Source organism: Roseomonas acroporae (assembly GCF_023223525.1).
Lineage (GTDB): Bacteria > Pseudomonadota > Alphaproteobacteria > Acetobacterales > Acetobacteraceae > Roseomonas_E > Roseomonas_E acroporae.
In genome coordinates, this window is the sequence record NZ_JALPRX010000186.1 from 1 (window position 1) to 4,357 (window position 4,357).

Genomic DNA, 4,357 nt, shown 5'->3' on the forward strand with positions numbered 1-4,357 from the left:
ACGCACGTCAGGGGCCAGGGAAGGCGATGGAGGCCGGACGCTTACCAGGAGAGACAGGTTGTGAGGAGACCGACTGGAGCGGGCGAAGGGATTCGAACCCTCGACCCCAACCTTGGCAACCTTGGGGTGGTTGATTTTCCATTGCTTTCCAACGTTACCCTGAGTTTGCCCGAGATGGGCACAACACACTGATATAGCTTCGCTTTGGTTGGATTTGGTTTGCCCGAATCGGATGGAGTTTGCTCCCTTCTGCTTCCGCCCTGCTTCCGTGGCCTTTTCGGGAGCATCCACGGAAGCAGATGAGCGCGTCATGCCGAAGATCACCAAGCGGATCGTGGATACCCTCCAGCCCAGCCCTGCAGGCCGAGAACTCATGGTGTGGGACACGGAGTTGAGGGGCTTTGGCGTGCGGATGATGCCGACCGGGGTTGCGTCCTACTTCGTCTACTACCGCACAGGGGAAGGGCGGCAGCGCAAGCTGGTGCTGGGCCGTGTCGGCACGCTCACTCCAGAAGAGGCACGTCGGCAGGCACGCGACAAGCTGACCGATGCCGCCAAGGGGGCGGACCCTTCCGCCGAACGACATGCCAAGCGTGGCGCTATGACGGTGACCGAGTTGTGCGATCTCTACCTGCAGGACGCTGCCGAACGGGTGAAGGCCTCCACCCTGGCCATGGACCGCAGCCGCATCGAGACGCACGTGAAGCCGCTGATCGGTCGCCTCACCGTGCCTAGCCTGACCGCCGAGGACGTGGCGAAGCTGCAGACCGACATCGCCATCGGGAAGTCCGCCAAGGCACGGGGTGAGGGGCGAGGAGGGCAAGCCACCGGCGGCAAGGGTGTTGCCTCCCGCACGATCGGGATGCTCGGGACCATCCTGGAGTTCGCCAAGAGCCGCAGGATCATCAAGGAAAACCCGGCGCGCGGGGTGGCGCGGCTGCCCGAGGGTAAGCAGACGCGGTTCCTGACGCTGGCCGAGATCGCCCGCCTCGGCGTCGCCATGCGGCAGGCGCTGGACGATGGCGAGAACCCGGTCGCGATCGCAGCGGCGCAGTTTCTGTTGCTGACCGGCTGCCGGCGATCGGAGGTACTGACGTTGCCGCTGGCCTGGGTGGACACCGAGACGCGCTGCATCCGCTTCCGCGACAGCAAGGGCATCCGGGCCCGCGAGGTGGGGAGCCGCATCGAACTGTGCGTGCTGGGCGCCCCGGCGTTGGCGGTGCTGGCCTCCGTGAGCCGTCCTGAAGGCTGCCTGTGGGCATTCCCGGCGGTGCGGGGCGATGGGCACCTGGTCGGCCTGCCGAACGTCCTGGATCGGCTCTGCGCCCGCGCTGGCCTGACCGGCGTGACGGTTCACGTCCTGCGCCACAGCTTCGCTGCCACTGCGGCAGGGCTGGGGTTCTCCGAACTGACCATCGCCGGCTTGCTCAGGCACAAGGTGCCGGGGGTGACAGCCCGCTATGCCCACATGCCGGACACGACGCTGCTTGCCGCGGCCGACCGGGTGGCAGGCGAGGTTTGGAAGCAGATGCAGGAGCAGGAATGCTGAGTTCCGCGTCACGTATATCGTTTCCAAGAATTCCATTCTTCCTTCCTGAAACAGCCTGCACCTCCCCTCACTCGCCTCTGACAGGCCCCTGCCACTCCCTTGCACGGCGCCTCGAATGTTCATTTTCAGCCAGGGGGTATCCTGCATTTCGGTGGGAACCGTGGGAACCGGTGGGAACCTGAACAATACCAATGGTTTGCGTGGTGGGAAACGTGGGAACCGGGGTGGGAACCGGTGGGAACCGGAACGATTTCGCCGACGCAGCGCCGAGCGCGCGTCTCCAGCAGGGCTATGCTGATGCGGTCGGAACCGGTCGGAACCGCTGCTGCCTCCGCTCGCGCCTTCGCTGTTGGCAGCAACGTCCACCAACGACACGGCTGCGGAGTCTCGCGCCGGCTTGCCCCTAGCCTCGCGCCCATGACCGGCGGGCATGAGCCGCGGCACGGCCGAGGGGTGAACGCAGGGTGCCGACCGATCCGACCGACCAGGGCGAGGCGAGCGACGAGGCCGGCGACACGCTGACGCCCCGGCAGCGTCGGTTCGTGGCCGAGTACCTGACGGACCTGAACGCGACGCAGGCGGCGATCCGGGCCGGCTACAGCGCGGACACGGCGAACCGCGAGGGGTCGCGGCTGCTGTCGAATGTAGTCATCCACGCCGCGATCCGATCCGCCGAGGGCGAGCGCCTGGGTCGTGCCGCCGTGGCAGCCGACGACATCGTGCGCGAGCTGGTCCGGATCGCACGGGCCGACGTGCGGCGCATCTTCGACGGCACCAGCCTGCTGCCGCCCTGCGAGTGGGACGACGACACCGCCGCCGCGGTGCAGTCGCTCAAGGTAACGACACGCCGTCTCGGCGAGGGCGAGGTCGAACACGTCGCCGAGGTGCGGCTGTGGCCGAAGGGACCGGCGCTGGAAGCGCTGGCCAAGCGCGCCTGGCCCGAGCGGCGCGGCCGGCCGGTGCGGTTCGAGATGCCCGAGATCACGAAGCCGGCCGACGTGGTGGTGGCGCTCGGCCGGATCGCCGCGGCGGTCAGCGCGGGCACCCTGACGCCCGAGGAGGGGCAGGCGGTGGCGTCGATCGTGGAGACGCACCGGCGGGCGATCGAGACGGAGGACCTGGCCCGGCGCATCGCCGAGCTGGAGGTCGAGCGCGGCACGGAGGGACGGCGGTGAGCAGCGTGACGAACGGCCGGCTGATGGCGCGGCTGGACCGGCTGGACGGTGGTGGCTCGGCGCCCTGGAACGGCGTGCCTCGCGTGGGCTGGTGGCGGTGGCGCAACCGATCCCGACGGCGGTGGCCCGAGGCGGTGGCCGAGGCCTACGCGCACAGCCTGGCGGCCGACGATCCCGAGGCGCACGCGGTGGTGCGGCGGGCCAGCGACGAGGATCTGCGCTGGGAGATCAACCGCCTGATCCGGAAGTGGGGCCGGTGGACGCCGGCGATGGAGGCACGGACGCCGCCCGGCCCGTCGGAGGAGGAGTGCGAGGCGCTCAAGGCCGAGCTGCTGGCCTCCGTCCAGGCGCGGCGGGGCGTCGCAGTCTCGGAGAGCGTGGCATGAGCGAGAGCGGGCGGATGCTGGGCGGGATCACGGGTCGGGGCTTCATGCCCGGACAGTCGGGCAACCCGTCGGGGCGGTCGAAGGCGATGGTGGAGGTGGAGGAGGCCGCGCGGGCGCACACCACGGCTGCCATCGAGACGCTGGCGACGATCGCCGGCGACGAGGCCATGCCGCCGCCGGCGCGGGTGGCGGCCTGCGTGGCGCTGCTGGATCGCGGCTGGGGCAAGCCTCGGGTGTCGGTGGAGGCCAACGTGAACGTCAACGAGGCCCTGGCGGCGCGTCTGGACGCGGCACGCGAGCGGGTGGCGCAGGCGGTGCGGGAGGGGCGGACCTGAGCGAAGGTGGCAGGATCTGCGGGAAAGGCGGGCTTGAGCTGCTCTGGCCGAGGGAGACCTCCTCGACGGCGACCGGCTCGCCGGAGCCGCTTCCAAACGCCCCTACATTCTCAGCCGGACAGGGCGATCGGAAGGCTTCGGTCCAGAGCAGCGCGCCGAGTGTAGCGCCCAGCTTGGCCAGTAGGCCACACCGGGCAATCCGCACGTGACCTCGGACAGCAGCACCTCCTCCGCACGGTCCGTCGTCATGCCTCCCCGTGGAGTCCCAACCTGCCATCGTACCATCCTCGCCGTGTCGTCAGGCACTGCGGCGGGTGCCGGCTCGGGACCTGGGCATGGATCTCCCGGTGCTGCTGCCGGCCTGACGACAACCGCCGCGGCGATGCCCTCCGCCGGCGTGCCGCTCCTCCCGGGCGCAGGGACGTACCCATCCACAATGCTGCCGAACGCCGCTGCCGAGACGCCGCCGGAGGTCCATGGGGAGACGGGGGCCGCTGATGCCGCCGATGCCGCCGATGCCGCGGCGTACCCGTTCTGGACGCCGGCCCGCGACGCGGAGTTGCTCGCGCTCTATGCCCGCACCGGCCCGGAGCGCCTGCTGCGGGAGGAAATCGCCGAGCGGATGGGGGTGTCGTTCTGCGCCGTGCGCAACCGCCTCCACCGCCTCGGCGCACCGACTGGCACGCCGGGCGAGGCTTCCCGCGCGCCGCGCCGGGGCCGCGCCCCGGCGACCGCGTGCTGGACGATGACCCTGCCGTACCGCCGACGGGCCGGGTGACGTTCACCCTGCATCGTGTCCGGTGCCTGGGCGTGGCGGAGCCGGCGCACCATTTCTGGTCCGAGGACCCGGCGCGGCACCGGGTGTGCGCCTGCGTAATCCGGTCGATCGTGATCGGTGGATCCGTTTGATCG

The 4,357-nt window shown here is 70.1% G+C and carries 5 protein-coding genes; all 5 read left to right on the top strand.

All coding sequences use genetic code 11. The features are described 5' to 3' along the window. The first annotated feature begins 310 nt into the window (after positions 1–310). The 5 genes from M0638_RS27630 to M0638_RS27650 all read left to right on the top strand — a co-directional run bounded on the left by M0638_RS27630 (position 311) and on the right by M0638_RS27650 (position 4,223). Positions 311–1,549: a tyrosine-type recombinase/integrase gene (locus tag M0638_RS27630; RefSeq protein WP_248670174.1), complete on the top strand. Its 1,239-nt coding sequence runs from the start codon at positions 311–313 to the stop codon at positions 1,547–1,549. Between the two features lie 464 nt (positions 1,550–2,013). Beyond that, entirely contained in the window at positions 2,014–2,724 is a 711-nt protein-coding gene (locus M0638_RS27635) for a terminase small subunit (protein ID WP_248670175.1), read from the top strand. Next, positions 2,721–3,110, top strand: a complete 390-nt coding sequence (locus tag M0638_RS27640) for a hypothetical protein (protein WP_248670176.1) — start codon at positions 2,721–2,723, stop codon at positions 3,108–3,110. Before M0638_RS27635 ends, M0638_RS27640 begins: the two co-directional genes overlap by 4 nt. After that, a complete protein-coding gene (locus M0638_RS27645) occupies positions 3,107–3,445 on the top strand; it encodes a hypothetical protein (RefSeq protein WP_248670177.1) in 339 nt (112 codons plus the stop codon). Before M0638_RS27640 ends, M0638_RS27645 begins: the two co-directional genes overlap by 4 nt. Before the next feature lie 436 nt (positions 3,446–3,881). Next, complete coding sequence (locus M0638_RS27650) at positions 3,882–4,223, top strand: hypothetical protein (RefSeq protein ID WP_248670178.1); 342 nt, start codon at positions 3,882–3,884, stop codon at positions 4,221–4,223. The last annotated feature ends 134 nt before the right edge of the window (positions 4,224–4,357 follow it).

Excerpts from the sequence above, each read along its gene's own strand:
- M0638_RS27630 (WP_248670174.1), top strand. The coding sequence starts at position 311 with ATGCCGAAGATCACCAAGCGGATCGTGGATACCCTCCAGCCCAGCCCT.
- M0638_RS27645 (WP_248670177.1), top strand. The coding sequence starts at position 3,107 with ATGAGCGAGAGCGGGCGGATGCTGGGCGGGATCACGGGTCGGGGCTTC.
- M0638_RS27650 (WP_248670178.1), top strand. The coding sequence starts at position 3,882 with ATGCTGCCGAACGCCGCTGCCGAGACGCCGCCGGAGGTCCATGGGGAG.